The sequence below is a fragment of the Flavobacterium hibernum genome, from assembly GCF_000832125.1.
Classification (GTDB): domain Bacteria; phylum Bacteroidota; class Bacteroidia; order Flavobacteriales; family Flavobacteriaceae; genus Flavobacterium; species Flavobacterium hibernum.
This window is the reverse complement of sequence record NZ_JPRK01000015.1, coordinates 1-14,266: the sequence shown is the minus strand read 5'-3', so window position 1 is coordinate 14,266 and position 14,266 is coordinate 1. Positions and strand designations below refer to the sequence as shown.

Annotated in this window: 13 protein-coding genes and 4 tRNA genes; 9 read left to right on the top strand and 8 right to left on the bottom strand. The window is 34.9% G+C overall.

Translation table 11 applies throughout. The features are described 5' to 3' along the window. Nucleotides 1-76: 76 nt before the first annotated feature. A complete protein-coding gene (gene nirB, locus IW18_RS17255; protein ID WP_041519212.1) occupies nt 77-2,590 on the bottom strand; it encodes a nitrite reductase large subunit NirB in 2,514 nt (837 codons plus the stop codon). A gap of 286 nt (nt 2,591-2,876) precedes the next feature. On the opposite strand from nirB, the gene IW18_RS17250 reads away from it, so the two are divergent. Both IW18_RS17250 and IW18_RS17245 read left to right on the top strand, forming a co-directional pair. Beyond that, nucleotides 2,877-3,641: an META domain-containing protein gene (locus IW18_RS17250; RefSeq protein ID WP_041519210.1), complete on the top strand. Its 765-nt coding sequence runs from the start codon at nt 2,877-2,879 to the stop codon at nt 3,639-3,641. Between the two features lie 111 nt (nt 3,642-3,752). Further along, entirely contained in the window at nt 3,753-4,184 is a 432-nt protein-coding gene (locus tag IW18_RS17245; protein WP_084607978.1) for an META domain-containing protein, read from the top strand. A 253-nt stretch (nt 4,185-4,437) separates the two neighbouring features. Here IW18_RS17245 and IW18_RS17240 read toward each other — a convergent pair whose 3' ends face one another. Both IW18_RS17240 and IW18_RS17235 read right to left on the bottom strand, forming a co-directional pair. After that, complete coding sequence (locus IW18_RS17240; protein WP_041519208.1) at nt 4,438-5,718, bottom strand: DUF2130 domain-containing protein; 1,281 nt, start codon at nt 5,716-5,718, stop codon at nt 4,438-4,440. A 320-nt stretch (nt 5,719-6,038) separates the two neighbouring features. Continuing rightward, a complete protein-coding gene (locus tag IW18_RS17235) occupies nt 6,039-6,926 on the bottom strand; it encodes a LysR family transcriptional regulator (protein ID WP_041519207.1) in 888 nt (295 codons plus the stop codon). Nucleotides 6,927-7,203: 277 nt separating this feature from the next. Between IW18_RS17235 and IW18_RS17230 the strand changes: the two genes are divergently transcribed. Further along, nucleotides 7,204-7,911 (top strand): class I SAM-dependent methyltransferase, encoded by a 708-nt coding sequence (locus IW18_RS17230; RefSeq protein ID WP_041519205.1) that lies wholly within the window; start codon nt 7,204-7,206, stop codon nt 7,909-7,911. An 86-nt stretch (nt 7,912-7,997) separates the two neighbouring features. Here IW18_RS17230 and IW18_RS17225 read toward each other — a convergent pair whose 3' ends face one another. From IW18_RS17225 to IW18_RS17215, 3 genes are all read right to left on the bottom strand, one after another. Continuing rightward, nucleotides 7,998-8,276, bottom strand: coding sequence for a putative quinol monooxygenase (locus tag IW18_RS17225; protein ID WP_052480212.1), 279 nt, complete (start codon nt 8,274-8,276; stop codon nt 7,998-8,000). Between the two features lie 2 nt (nt 8,277-8,278). Continuing rightward, nucleotides 8,279-8,881 (bottom strand): NAD(P)H-dependent oxidoreductase, encoded by a 603-nt coding sequence (locus IW18_RS17220; RefSeq protein ID WP_041519203.1) that lies wholly within the window; start codon nt 8,879-8,881, stop codon nt 8,279-8,281. 128 nt (nt 8,882-9,009) lie between these two features. After that, nucleotides 9,010-9,996, bottom strand: coding sequence for an aldo/keto reductase (locus IW18_RS17215; RefSeq protein ID WP_041519201.1), 987 nt, complete (start codon nt 9,994-9,996; stop codon nt 9,010-9,012). Between the two features lie 118 nt (nt 9,997-10,114). Here IW18_RS17215 and IW18_RS17210 point away from each other — a divergent pair, with 118 nt between their 5' ends. Next, the gene (locus IW18_RS17210; RefSeq protein ID WP_041519199.1) at nt 10,115-10,960 is read left to right on the top strand and encodes an AraC family transcriptional regulator; all 846 of its coding nucleotides are present in this window, start codon (nt 10,115-10,117) and stop codon (nt 10,958-10,960) included. A gap of 71 nt (nt 10,961-11,031) precedes the next feature. Here the strand turns inward: IW18_RS17210 and IW18_RS17205 are convergent, their stop codons facing one another. Together IW18_RS17205 and IW18_RS17200 are read right to left on the bottom strand one after the other, a co-directional pair. Next, entirely contained in the window at nt 11,032-11,793 is a 762-nt protein-coding gene (locus IW18_RS17205) for a C40 family peptidase (RefSeq protein WP_041519197.1), read from the bottom strand. A gap of 67 nt (nt 11,794-11,860) precedes the next feature. Beyond that, nucleotides 11,861-13,039, bottom strand: a complete 1,179-nt coding sequence (locus tag IW18_RS17200; protein WP_041519196.1) for an acetyl-CoA C-acyltransferase — start codon at nt 13,037-13,039, stop codon at nt 11,861-11,863. A 239-nt stretch (nt 13,040-13,278) separates the two neighbouring features. Here IW18_RS17200 and IW18_RS17195 point away from each other — a divergent pair. From IW18_RS17195 to IW18_RS17175, 5 genes are all read left to right on the top strand, one after another. Beyond that, nucleotides 13,279-13,362: transfer RNA gene (locus tag IW18_RS17195), tRNA-Ser, on the top strand. Nucleotides 13,363-13,378: 16 nt separating this feature from the next. Continuing rightward, a tRNA-Pro gene (locus IW18_RS17190) sits at nt 13,379-13,453 on the top strand. 32 nt (nt 13,454-13,485) lie between these two features. Then, a tRNA-Arg gene (locus tag IW18_RS17185) sits at nt 13,486-13,559 on the top strand. 297 nt (nt 13,560-13,856) lie between these two features. Beyond that, a tRNA-Arg gene (locus IW18_RS17180) sits at nt 13,857-13,930 on the top strand. 65 nt (nt 13,931-13,995) lie between these two features. Then, nucleotides 13,996-14,250, top strand: coding sequence for a GIY-YIG nuclease family protein (locus IW18_RS17175; protein WP_041519194.1), 255 nt, complete (start codon nt 13,996-13,998; stop codon nt 14,248-14,250). Nucleotides 14,251-14,266: the final 16 nt, after the last annotated feature.

Genomic DNA, 14,266 nt, shown 5'->3' with positions numbered 1-14,266 from the left:
TATGTTTGTTAATACAAGTGAAATGCCCTTTTGATTTTTCAAAATCTATGATTCTATGTGTTTAAAAAAAAATATTTTAAGTCCAGGCTTTTGGCATTTTTTGATCTCTTAACGGAACAAAAACAACATTGTCGTCTTTGTCTTCAGAGTTTACAAAATGGTTGAAACGTTTTAATAATCTTGGTTTTTCTAATACTTGTTTCCATTCACATTCAAAAGTGTTAACTAGGCCTTGCATTTCAACTTCTAATGTTTCGCAGATTCCTAAACTGTCTTCGATAATTACTTCTTTTAGATACTCTAAACCTCCATCTAGTTTATCTAACCAAGTAGCTGTTCTAATTAGCGGACCTGCTGTACGGATGTAATACATTAAAAAGCGATCTAGGTATTTAATGACGGTTTCTTTATCAATTTTTTCAGCTAATAAAACGGCGTGTTTTGGGTTTGCGCCCCCATTTCCTGCTATGTATAAATTCCAACCGCCTTCGACAGCAATTAATCCAAAATCTTTTCCGCGAGCTTCCGCGCATTCACGAATACAGGCCGAAACACCGCCTTTTAGTTTATGTGGAGAACGAATTCCTTTGTATCTGTTTTCCAATTCGATTGCAAATCCCGCGCTATCATCCATTCCGTAACGGCACCATGCATTTCCAACACAGCTTTTTACAGCACGAAGCGATTTTCCGTAAGCGTGACCACTTTCAAAACCATTATCGATTAGTATTTTCCAGATTTTTGGTAAATCACTTAAGTGTGCTCCAAATAAATCGACGCGTTGTGCACCCGTAATTTTGGTATATAAATCGAATTGTTTGGCAACTTCACCAATTACGATAAGTTTCTCGGCAGTAATTTCGCCTCCGGCAACTCTTGGAACTACAGAATAAGTTCCGTTGCGCTGAATATTGGCTAAAAATCTGTCGTTTGTATCTTGTGTAGTAACGTGTTTATTTGCAGTGTCATTGTAGATACTAGAGAAAATAGAAGCGACAACTGGTTTGCAAACTTCGCAACCATCTCCTTTTCCGTGATGATCGACAACTTCATAGAAATTCTCGTATTTATTGATTTTTACTAAATCGTATAACTCTTGTCTGGTATATTGAAAATGCTCGCATATAACATCTTTAACTTCTTTTCCTAGTGATTTTTGAGTAGCTTTTACCAAATCTGCAACCATTGGTTTACAACCTCCGCAACCAGAAGTAGCTTTGGTATGTTTTACAACATCAGAGAAGTTTGAACAAGTTTCGTCCAGAAGTGAGCAACAAATAGAGCCCTTAGTTACGTTTTCGCAAGAACAAATTATGGCAGTATCTGGTAAGTCTAAAACGCTTCCTAAACTAGAGCCTTCAGAGCCATCTCTCGAACCTAAAATAAGATCTTCAGGATTTTTAGGTAAAGCCATTGCATTACTGTAAATCTGAAAAAGCGAATTGTAATCGCTGGAATCTCCAACCAAAATTCCCCCCAACAAAGTTTTAGAGTCTTTGGTAACATTAATTCTTTTGTAAATACCTGTTAATTTATTTTCGTAAATAATGGCGGTTACATCATTGTTTTCGATAAAAGGATCACCAAAACTCGCAACTTCAACACCAATTAATTTTAATTGTGTCGACATATCGATGGATTCTCTCATGGTTTTAGTTCCATTTAAGATTTGCTCAGCTGCAACATCGGCCATTTCGTAACCGGGAGCAACAAGACCATAAATATTTTGGTTATAAAGTGCCACTTCGCCAATCGCAAAAATAGAAGGATCTGATGTTTGCATCTGATTGTTTACCACAACGCCACCTCGAACACCAACTTCTAGTCCTGAAACCCGAGCCAGTTCGTCGCGTGGTTTAATTCCGGCAGATATAACCAACATGTCAACTTTTAACAATTCTTCATTGGCAAACATCATTCCCATTATGCTATCTTTTCCATCAATATATTGAGTGGTTTTGTTAAGATGAATTCCGATATTTAATTCCTCAATTTTAGATTGTAGCATATCACTTCCGCCTTTGTCCAATTGTCTCGGCATCAAGCGTGGCGCAAATTCTACAATATGAGGGTTTAATCCTAAATCACGTACTGCTTTTGCAGCTTCAAGACCTAATAATCCTCCGCCTAAAACAGCAGCTTCGGTCGCGCCTTTTTGCTTTATTTTTTTGGCATAAGCCATTATGGCGTCTAAGTCTTCGATGGTTCTGTAAACAAAGACACCTTCTTTTTCGACTCCATCAATAGGAGGAACAAATGCAGATGAGCCTGTTGCAAGAACTAAGTAGTCGTACTTATGAGTTTGTTCTAAGTGCGTATGTATCGTTTTTTCTTCCCGATTAATATCTGTAATTAATTCAGAAGTATTTAGAGTAATATTGTTTTCTAAGTACCATTCGCTAGTTGATAATGATAAATCATCAGCGGTTTTACCTCCAAAGTATTCACTTAAGTGAACTCTGTCGTAAGCGCGCCTTGGCTCTTCGCCAAATACTGTAATCTGATACTTTTCTTGTCCTGATTTTACAATGAATTTTTCGCAAAATTTATAACCAACCATGCCGTTTCCAACTACTATTACTCTAATCATGATTTCTTTAATTAAGTATTATTACGCAAATATAAGTATTTGTACTTATTAAAATACGTATTGGTGTGATTTTTTTAAGTAGTGATTTGCTTTTTTCTACGTATTTTATCTTGATCTTTTAAGTAGCGCGGGTTCGAAGTGTTTTTTAATTTTAGATTTTTTTTGTAAATGTGTTATTTTTCTTAATTTTATAAGAAATTCCACCTAAAAAAATCATAAAAAATAAGGCTTCGTAATTTTTGGCTCAGTTTTTTCTAGAGGGAAAGCATAATAAAAAATATACAATATGAAAAAAGTACTTTTACTATGTGTCTTAGCGGCTGTGACGTTAAGCTGCAAGTCGGTCGCAGTTAAAAATTCGAACATGGAAGAAACAACTTCTAAAACAACTTCAGATGAAGAAGATCTAACAGTTTATTTTAAAGCTACTGGAAATGAACCATTTTGGGGATTGAAAATAGGGAAGGACAAAACTGTTTTTACATCATTGATTGAAGGAATGGAATCAATTAGTTTTAAATCTGTAGAGCCTATTAGAGCTATGGATGCCAATGTGAAGATGTATAAACTTAACAACGGGAAAACGTCTGCCACAGTTACCATTCAACAATTCGACTGTCAGGATTCTATGTCAGGCGAAAAATCACCTTATACTGTTAAAGTCGAAATTAATGGTAAAATTTTAAACGGTTGCGGAAAATATATTACAGATTACCGTTTGCATGATATTTGGGTTTTGGAAGAATTAAATGGAAAAAAAGTTTCTCTTACTGATTTTCAAAGAGAATTACCAAGAATTGAAATTCATGCAGCAGAAAATAGATTTATGGGTTTTGGAGGATGTAATTCTATTAGCGGAAGTATCTTTTATGAAAAAGATTTATTGAGATTCTCGAATATGATTTCAACGCTTATGGCTTGTGCTCCTGGTAATAAAGAAGATGAGTTTACAAAAGCGCTTCAAAGTACAACTACATATACTGTTGGTAATAATAGATTAACACTTTCCAATCCGTCAGGAAAACTTTTGGTTTTTAAGAAAGTAGATTAAAAATTTAGTTTTATAAATGTCTTAATTTGATTGAAAAATAACCTTTAGAGCCTTTTTGAGTTGTAAAAGTAAAATAATTTCGCAAGCTAAAACTTACAAAGTATATTTTACATGAAAAGGATTTTAATGTTATTTATTGCTGTTTCACTGACTTACAGCTGCAAGTCTACGAAAAGTACAAGTACTGGAAATAGTACAGTTGAAAAATCAATTGAGAAGAAATTACAACAAACTTGGATTTTGGAGAATTTAAACGGAAAGGTACTTACGCAAAAGGATTTTTCTACTTTTCCAACTATTTCAATTGCATCGTCGACATTTTCAGGTTCTACAGGATGTAATGCTATTAAAGGGAATTTGCTTTCAAAAGATGCAGGTCTACTTCAGTTTTTAAACATCACGTCAGAAACTAAAAAGTGCGATGCGAAAAAAGAAGCCGAGTTTTTGCAGTTGTTAAGAACGACATCGGGTTATTCTATTGAGAATAATAAATTATTCCTTACCAATCAGTTTGGACTAACAATGTCCTTTAAAAAGGGTTAATTCAAAATAAAAGGCTTCGATTAATTTCGAAGCCTTTTTTTGTACAATTTTGTCATCCTGACGAAGGAAGGATCACATGAGTAATTCCGCAAAGAAATTCGTCAATCTTTGTCGAGTTTCGAGTGTGATCCTTCCTTCGTCAGGATGACAAATATTACGTTTGTTTTGATTGTAAAAAATACAAAAAAAATCCGTGCACATCCGCGTCTTCGCGCTAGCGAATCCGTTTAATCCGCGTACCATCTCCACATTATTATTCCAATAATTCTTTAGGATCCTCTTGCTCGTCTTCTATAAAATCCAGTTCTAAAGCTCTAACGGTTTGAACAGCATTTCCGGCAATACCACGAATAGAACCGTACATTCCTAAAGTATTATGAACGACCTTTTCGATCTGTTTTTCACGTTGTTTCCAAATACGTTGCATTGCTCTTTTTTCGGCATCAAGATCACCTTGCATTTGGGTAAAACCTTCTACAATTCCTTCAATTTGTAAACGGAATTCGTTGCTGGTTAAAAAATCGTACAGCATCGACATTTTATCGCCTTTGTTTTCCTGTGCCTGAACTGCGTGACTTACCTGAATTAAAGATTGACGTAAAACAGCGCTTAAACCTTTAAATTCTTCATAAGTACAAATCCATATTCCGTCTCGCATTCCCATTCGGTCCATTCCCGCCGGCATAACTTCGGTTACTAAAACTCCAATATTAGCTCTTTTAGTTCTAATATCATTCTTGAACTTTTCAATCCAAGCTGGCTGAAAAGCTTTGGTACGTTTACTTTCGTAATAAATAGAACCGCAATTCTGCAATTCGCGAGTATTTACAATCTGAAGACAATCGGCACCATTTGCACCTTTTTTAATTTCGTCAATAGTGTCTAGAGGAAAATTATTTGCCAGCCATTCTTCAATCGCTAACTCCATTACTTCACCTTGCAATTGCATAGAACCTTGTTCTTGCTTGCGTTTCATTTCTTCAATCAATTTCTTTTGATCGTCTGATTGTTTTTGGTATTCTTTGATTTTTAACTCGTTTTTTTCTTCTTCTTGTTTGCGAATTTTATCACGTTCAAGAACCAAGGTTGCATTGAGTTGTTTTTCGGCTTCAGCCTGAATGGCGTCTTTCATCTCCAGTTTTTCACGTTGAAGTTTGGCAATTTCACCTTCCATTTTATTCAATTCCCGAAGTTTTTCTGATTTCTCCGAAAGCTCTTTTTCCATCAAAAGCAAACGGTCTTTATTTTCTTCGTCGAGTTTTGTTTTTAATTTCTCGGTAATTTCTTTTTCGGCTACCTTTTTTTCACGTTCTAAACGTTCAGCAAAAAGTTCGTTTTCATGTTTCTTTTTAGCTTCAAATTCCGTTTTGGCCTTTTCGAATTGTTCGTTTTTAAGTTCTAATTCTTTCGTTTGAGCGTTGGCTTTTTGTTGAAATTCTTTACGAATACTATCTTCTAATTGATGTTTTAATATGTCATTTACATCGATATTAGTTCCGCAATTTGGGCATTGAATTGAAGACTGCTCAGCCATTTTTATTGATTTTATTAGGTAGAATTATAATTTGCTAAGGTATTTAAAAGTTATCTTTTTATGATTGTTATTGGTGTGATAAATTGTAACGTTTTTTTGTTGCCACAGATTATAGGATTAAAATGATTTTTTCTCCTTTTGTGTCATTTCGAGCAACGAGAAATCGCACTTGTGAATCGACAAAGATCGATGACTTTCATGTGTCCCGAGACTTCGGGATAGTGTGATTTCTCGTTGCTCGAAATGACAAACTATGAGGGTAATTCAAATAGTTACAGAAAAAACTCTGCGACTTTGCGAGATTAAATTATTATGCAATCTTAGTGTAAACTACTTTTCTTCAATAAAAACTCGACTGCAACTCGAGTAATTTCTGAAGCATCTTCTTTTGAGGTGATTAAAGAAACATCGGTTTGCAAATTGACTTTTTTTAATTCGATAAAACCAATTTCAGGATCTTGATTGTTTTGAGCAATGTTCGACGGAACAATCGAGATTCCTAATCCGTTTTTAACCAATTGTACTATAGAGTTAATGTTGTTGGATTCATGAACGACCTTTGGCGTAAAGCCATAAAAAGCACAAAGTTCCAGTAAAACTTCATGATAATGCGGCGCATAGTCTTTGTTGAAAAACACAAAAGTTTCGTCTTTTAGATTCGGAATTTCTTTCTCAGAATTAATTTGAATTACGTTTTTGTTGTAAACAACTGAAAACCCATCCTGAAACCATAATTGCGCCTTTATTTTGGGCGATTTTATGGGCGATCGAATAATGCCCAAATCTATTTTTCCTTGCTCTAAGGCTACTATTTGTTTGGTTGTAGAAATTTCAAAGAGTTTAAAATTAACGTATGGAAATTGTTCTTTTAGATATTTAATTAATTCTGAAATGACGCTTGAGTAAATTGAACTTATATATGCGATTCTGAATTCCCCGGAAACATTCTCGGCAATTTTTTTAGTTTTTACAGTAATTCGTTCGAGATTCTGAAATAGTTCTTTTATTTCTTTTTCAAAATATTTTCCTGCCTCGGTTAATTCTACTTTTTTATTATTTCTGTTGAATAGGCGCGCCTGAACTTCTTCTTCGAGTTCTATAATTTGCCTGCTTAAAGGCGGTTGAGATATAAAGAGTTTTTCGGCTGCTTTTGTAAAGTTTAATTCTTCGGCTACAGCCAAAAAATATTTTAGATGACGTAATTCCATAAATACCTATTAAGTATTAATAATTGCTAAAATAAGTATTTTTGAGATATGTATCAAAGTGCTAGTTTTGAAAAAAATAAATGGCCGCAGATTTTACGGATTTAAACTGGTTTAAGCGGTTTTTTTTTTGTGAGTTAAAAAGTTATGCCACAGATTAAAGGATTTTCATAGATTTCTGTAGTTTTAAAATCATTTGAATCATTTTAATCTGTGGCAAAAAATCAGTGCAAACCCGTTCAATACGTTAAGATCCGTGGGTAAATAAAAACAAAAAACTATGAAAAAATCAACTATTAAAGAGATTAAAGAAAGGTTTGACAATGATGTCGAACGATTTTCAAACTTAGAAACTGGACAAGTAGCAACTATTGATGCGACAATTTCTTTGGAATTAATTACGGAAGCGTCGAAAAGAATTGTTCCAAATGCTGAGAATGTTTTGGATATTGGTTGTGGTGCAGGAAATTATACTTTAAAAATGTTGTCTAAAGTACCAAATTTGAATTGTACTTTGGTCGATTTGAGCTTGCCAATGTTAGATAGAGCTTTTGAGAGAGTTTCGATAGAAACAAATGGAAAAGTAGAGGTAAAGCAGGGAGATATTCGAGAAGTTGAATTGCCGGAAAATCATTTTGATATTATTTTGGCTGGAGCAGTTTTGCATCATTTGCGAGACGATGAAGATTGGGAAACGACTTTTGCTAAAATATTTAAGTTATTAAAACCGGGTGGATGTTTTATGATTTCGGATTTGATTACGCAGGATACTGATTTACTTAACGATTATACGTGGCAAATATATGGTGAGTATCTAGAAAGTATTGGTGGTGCAGAGTATCGTGAAAAAGTGTTTGATTATATTGCAAAAGAGGATACACCTAGATCGATGAATTATCAGTTGGATTTAATGAAGAAAGTTGGTTTCAAAAGCGTTGAAATATTGCATAAAAACATGTGTTTCGGTGCTTTTGGCGGGATAAAATAGTAAAAAAGTTTGCAGCCAATTCCATAAATTAACACTAATCTATTTTTATAGAAATATTAATTTGTGGAATTGCTGGCAAAATAAAATTACAATATCTGTACTGTTTTATAAACCTGAATTGGTGCAGCTACTAAAGATTCGCTTTTAGCAATAAAATCTTTTAAGTGCGATTGGTTATTATGAATGTCTAAACCTTCTTGATCTTTCCATTCTTCCCAAATAATAAATACATTTTCGGAGTTGTGAAGATCGTAACGCGCGCACGCAGCTTCTTTTCTGGTTTCGGTAACCAAATGGTTTAGCAGTGATTGTATTTGTTCTATGTTTTCTTTTTTACTTTTTAGGATTGCTGTAATTGAAATCATAATTATAGGTTTTTAAAAATTTGTTCTAAATGATTGGTGTATTCATATTTAAAGATACTAATATTTTCTGCAGTAGCACCTTTTTCGACATCATGAAAATGAAATCCGTCTAGTTTTTCCATTCCAACAAATTTATTCATTTTATGAAAGCCAAACATAGCGCCATCATCTACAGATGTTTCTTCAAAGAATTCTCCAGGAAGCGTAAAAGCAGTTGCAGGAGCATTCCAGCTTGTGGTTAACATATATTTACGTCCGTGCAATTGTCCACCAGTTCCGTAATTAATATCTGGATTTGTTCTGGATCTTCCGTCGCTTTTGTAAATTCCTTTGTTGTGTCCGGCAGTAAAAACGTCGTCGATATATTTTTTGAAAAGATTTGGTAATTGAAACCACCAAACTGGTGTGTGGTAAACAACTACATCTGCCCAAGCAAATTTTTCGACTTCTTCTTCGAGATCAAAATCTTGTTTGATATCTGTGGTTTTAATTTCGTAATTTTTACTTTTTAGATATTCTAAAGTCCAATCTGTAACGGTTTCGTTGAATTTTCCGCCCGAATGTGCGAAGTTTTGACTTCCGTTGATAATAAATATTTTTTTCATAACTGTAATGTTCTTATGTATTCGTGATTTTGTGTGAGGGATAGAGGCGGTATCCTTTTGTGAAGTGGAACGAAACAAAAGATATAGCCGAAAGCCCGACCCAAAGGGGCACACCTAAATTATTATTCTTATTTTAATTTTGAAATTGCCTGATTGATAAAATCCAATTCAGAAACTGATAAATCAAAATCCATTGTTTTTGCGTTTGAAATGGCTTGTTCAGCATTTCTTGCTCCAGCTAAAACAATTGCGATTCCTTTTTGTAAAGTGGTCCAGCGTAAAACCAATTGTGAAATCGAAATGTGTTTTGCGTTTGCCAGTGAACTCAATTCTTCGACCAAAGTTTTTACTTTTTGAAGATCAAACTGACCAAAATATCCGTTTCTATGGTCGTTTTCTTTTAGTTTGCTATCGGTGAAATATTTTCCGGTTAGCAAACCGCGTTCCATGGGGCTGTAAGCAATGATTCCGATGTTTTCTTCAGCTGTAAATGGAATAAGATCGGTTTCAATTTTACGGTTTAGCATACTGTAAGCGACTTGATTTGAAGCTATTTGAATTGTTTTTTGGGCTTCCTGAATTTGTGGAATGCTATAATTACTTACTCCAAAAGCTCTAATTTTTCCTTGTTGAATTAAAGTTTCAACGGCCTCCATTGTTTCGTTAATTGGCGTTGTAGAATCTGGCCAGTGAATTTGTAATAAGTCGATATAATCAGTTTTAAGACGTTTTAAGCTTTCTTCGATTTCTTTAATTACACTTTCTTTTGATGAATATTTATAGACAGGAACTTTTTTACCGTTGTCATCAGCATCAAAAAAGAAATCTCCCTTTCCATTGTTACTTCCGTCCCAAACTAAACCAAATTTAGTTAGCAACTGTACTTTTGAACGATCTTGGGTTTTTAAAGCTTCGCCAATCATTTCTTCGCTTAAGCCAAATCCGTAGAAAGGAGCGGTGTCAATTGTGGTAACGCCGTGATCGATCGAAGCGTGAATCGAAGCAATTGAATCTGCTTTTTCGTTTCCGCCCCACATGTTTCCGCCAATTGCAAATGCACCGTATGTAATAGTTGATAATTCAAGTTCAGTATTGCCTAATTTTCTATATTCCATGATCTTATATTTTATTGCTTAAAAATTTTTTGACAAAATTATACCATTTTTAAGAGTGTTAAGTTGTATATATTTGTCTTTTTTATGTAAATTTGTAGCCGAATTAATAGAAATCATTATGAAAAAAGAAAATTTATACGAGCCTTTTATGGTTTCTTTTGAAACTCTGGATGAATATCCGGATGTTGGGGATCGTCATAATTTCTTCGAATTAGTCTATATTTTAGAGGGAACAGGTTCGCAATGCATCAACAAAAATATTTTTGAATATGATGCCGGGCATATGTTTTTATTGACGCCAGAAGATTGTCATAATTTTACAATTGAGACTAAAACGAAGTTTTTCTTTTTGAGGTTCAATGATATTTATTTGAAAAATTCAAGTTTACAGAATGAGAATATTCAGCGTTTAGAATATATTCTGCAAAATGCAAATCATCAGCCAGGTTGTATTTTAAAAAATGATTCTGATAAATGTTTGGTTAAGGTAATGATTGAGGCTATTTGTCGTGAACATCAGGATAAAGATGTTTACAATCAAGAATTGATTCAGCAATTGGTAAACACCTTGATTATTATTGTGGCAAGAAATATTGCGAAGTATTTACCAGAACAAGTGAATATTGGTTGTGAGGCTAAAGCGATGGATATTTTGCAATATATTCAGAATAATATCTATTATCCTGAAAAGATAAAAGCAGAATCTATTAGTGATTATTTTGGGATTTCGAATACGTATTTAGGACGTTATTTTAAGAAACATGCCAATGAAACGATGCAGCAATATATTAGTAATTATAAAACGAAATTGATTGAACACCGTTTGCAATTCAGCGATAAGCGTATTAACGAAATTGCATATGAATTTGGTTTTACCGATGAAAGTCACTTTAATAAATTCTTTAAAAAACAAAGAGGCAATAGCCCTTCAGAGTTTAGAAAAGTGATTCGTATAAGTGCGTAATAATGGCGCACGAATTTGCACGAATTTTTTAGCCACAGATTACGCAGATTAAAAGGATTTTTAATTTGTGTTTAAATAATCTTCTTGATTACGCGCAATTTATGAGTATGCTTGTTGGTTTCAGGATTGTAAATTCCTAAGTGGTCTAAGCGATCAATACGGACTTTTCCACTTGCATGAATGATATAATTGTTGTCCATGATAATACCAACGTGAGTGATGTTTCCTTCATCATTATCAAAAAAGGCTAAGTCTCCAACTTCACTTTCTTCAATAAAACTCAAAGGTTCGCCTTCACGTGCTTGTTGCGAGGCATCGCGATGTAATTTGTAACCGTTTAGTTTGTAAACCATTTGAGTGAAACCAGAACAATCGATACCAAAAGGAGTTTTTCCGCCCCAAAGATAAGGTGCGTTTAAGTACATAAAAGCGGTATTAATTAAAGCGCTTTTAGGTTTTATTCCACTAGTTTTTGTTCCTTCAAAATCGAAATTTGAAATGTTGATTTCGCTATTATTCAAAAATGATAACGAAGCTCCAAGCGGAATAGGTAATAATAAATTATCTGGTGCGGTGATATAATCGATTAAATCGGCATTAAGAATTATCGCTTCTTTGCTTAATAGATTATAGTTTGCCTCAGAAATAATCTGATATTGTTTAGAATCTACCCAACCTTCGTAGTCATCGTACTGTATTTTTATTCGAGCCCATTGATTTTGGCGTTCTAAAATCTCGATGTGTTCGCCAAACAAAAGTTGTGTAACGATTTCACTTCTGTCACTTGGCTCAGATCGAACGGGTACTATGGCTAGATTGCAAATTCCGAACATTTAGGGTAATTTATAAGTTGTAAATTAGGAGTTATTTACAAATGAAATAACTCCTAATGTAATATTTTTAAGCTCTTTCGATAACAATTGCTGATGCGCCACCACCACCGTTGCAAATTGCTGCAGCTCCGGTTTTGGCATTATTTTGTTCTAAAACATTTAGCAAAGTTACGATGATTCTTGCTCCCGAGCATCCAAGCGGATGACCTAATGAAACTGCTCCACCATTTACGTTTACTTTATCGTTATCTAGACCAAGGATTTTTGAATTGGCTAATCCAACAACGGCGAATGCTTCGTTGAATTCGAAATAATCAACATCGCCAATCGCAATTCCTGCTTTGTTTAAAGCTTTTGGTAGTGCTTTTGCAGGACTCGTAGTAAACCATTTTGGCTCTTGCGCCGCATCTGCATAGCTTTTTATGTAGGCTAGGGGTTTTAATCCTAATGAGATTGCTTTTTCTTCAGACATTAAAACTAAAGCTGCAGCTCCATCATTAATTGTTGAAGCATTTGCGGCAGTAACAGTTCCGTCTTTGGTGAAAACAGCTGCTAATGAAGGAATTTTATCTAGTTTAACGTTGGTGTATTCTTCGTCTTTTGAAACAATGATTGGTTCACCGCGTCTTTGTGGAACTTCTACAGGAACAATTTCGTTATCAAATTTTCCGGCATCCCATGCTTTTGCACTTCTTTCATACGATTGAATGGCAAAATTATCTTGTTCTTCACGGCTAATGTTATATTCAGATGCACATAAGTCAGCGCAAACTCCCATTGCGTTATTATCGTAAGCATCTGTCAAACCATCTTTTTGCATTCCGTCAAGCATAGTTGCAGGACCAAATTTAGTTCCGTTACGCATTTGTACGTAGTGCGGAATCAAACTCATGTTTTCCATTCCACCGGCTACTACAATCTCAGCATCGCCACAAGCGATTGCCTGAGCAGCAAACATAACAGCTTTCATTCCTGAAGCACAAACTTTGTTTACTGTTGTTGCAGCAACTTCTTCAGATAGACCTGCGAAAAGTGCAGCTTGGCGTGCTGGCGCTTGTCCAACTCCTGCTTGTACCACATTACCCATGAAAACTTCATCAACTAATTTTGGGTCAAGGTTAATTTTTTGAAGTGCTCCTTTTATAGCGGCAGCACCTAATTTTGGTGCGGGTACGGTAGATAAACCTCCCATGAAACTTCCGATAGGTGTTCTAACGGCAGAAACGATAACAACTCTTTTGTTCATTTTCTGTTAATATTAGTTAATCAAGCAAATTTACTCTTTATTTGAATAAATTCAAATTTTGGGGCAATTCGATTGGATTTTAAATTTAATATCAATTTTTTGTTAATTCTATTTGTTTGATTGTTAAGTGTTTTAAAAAAAAGATTGAAAAAAGATGAAAAAAAGCGCTGAAATAGTTGTGAGATATGGAATGTTGTCTTACATTTGCAACCGCAAAACAGAACACGTTTCTTGAGCTTGGAGAGGTGCCAGAGCGGTAATGGAGCAGATTGCTAATCTGTCGACGGGTAACCGTCGCCAGGGTTCGAGTCCCTGTCTCTCCGCTTAATAATTTTGCCTCGGGGTGTAGCGTAGCCCGGTTATCGCGCCTGCTTTGGGAGCAGGAGGCCGCAGGTTCGAATCCTGCCACCCCGACGAAAACTTTGCCATAAAGTTTTAAAACAAATGGACGCATAGCTCAGCTGGATAGAGCACCTGCCTTCTAAGCAGGCGGTCGAAGGTTCGAATCCTTCTGCGTTCACATAAGAAGCCATTCAAATAGAGTGGCTTTTTTGTTTTAATTAACGAGGTCTAGTTACAGTAAAATAAATGGATGCATAGCTCAGCTGGATAGAGCATCCCGATTTTCAATCGGGACGATCAGAAGGTTTAGTAAAGAAAATGAATGGACGCATAGCTCAGCTGGATAGAGCATCCCGATTTTCAATCGGGACGATCAGAAGGTTTAGTAAAGAAAATAAATGGACGCATAGCTCAGCTGGATAGAGCATTCCGATTTCCAATCGGGACGATCAGAAGGTTAGTAAAGAAAATAAATGGACGCATAGCTCAGCTGGATAGAGCACCTGCCTTCTAAGCAGGCGGTCGAAGGTTCGAATCCTTCTGCGTTCACTACAAAAAAAAAAGCCACTCAAATAGAGTGGCTTTTTTTGTTTAAAATTTAGACAAAAAATGATATGAGTTTTTTCTATATTCTTTATTCAAATTTATTAAATCAATATTATGTTGGTCATACATCCGAAAGTTTACAAGAACGATTACGTAAGCATCTATCAAATCATTCTGGATTCACTGGTAAAGCAAAGGATTGGATTGTAATTTATTTTGAAGAATTTGAAACCAAATCACTGGCTTATAAACGTGAATTAGAAGTGAAGAAATGGAAAAGTAGGGTTAGAGTTGAAAAATTAATAAATGGGTCAAATGCATAGTTCAACTAAATAGAGC